This is a genomic window from Pelomicrobium sp. G1 (genome assembly GCF_051905455.1).
In the GTDB taxonomy this organism is placed as follows: domain Bacteria; phylum Pseudomonadota; class Gammaproteobacteria; order Burkholderiales; family UBA6910; genus Pelomicrobium.
In genome coordinates this window covers 1-237 of record NZ_JBQACR010000587.1, presented here as the reverse complement: position 1 = coordinate 237, position 237 = coordinate 1, and the positions used below count along the sequence as shown (strand labels likewise).

Sequence of the window (237 nt, the reverse complement as noted above, 5' to 3'; positions counted from 1 at the left end):
GCCTTGGCCATGTCACGCTTATACTCCCGAGAGGTGGCGGAAGCCTCCGCGCCGACTTCCGGGGGCGAAACGGACAGATGCAGTATGCCCAGGGTGTCGCCGCCGGCCGCCATGGGCAGGCATAGATAGGGGCGCCGCGGGTCGCAGCAGGCCCGCACGTGCTCGCACAAGGCCGAAGCGGCCGGGTCCTCCACCTGATGCGCGTGGCCGCGCCGCAGCGCCAGGCACGCCTGCGGG

General features: G+C 72.2%; 1 pseudogene. It reads right to left on the bottom strand.

Features of this window, described 5'->3' with window-relative positions:
* Positions 1–237: pseudogene (locus tag ACTFO6_RS19735) on the bottom strand (hypothetical protein); the annotation flags it as partial.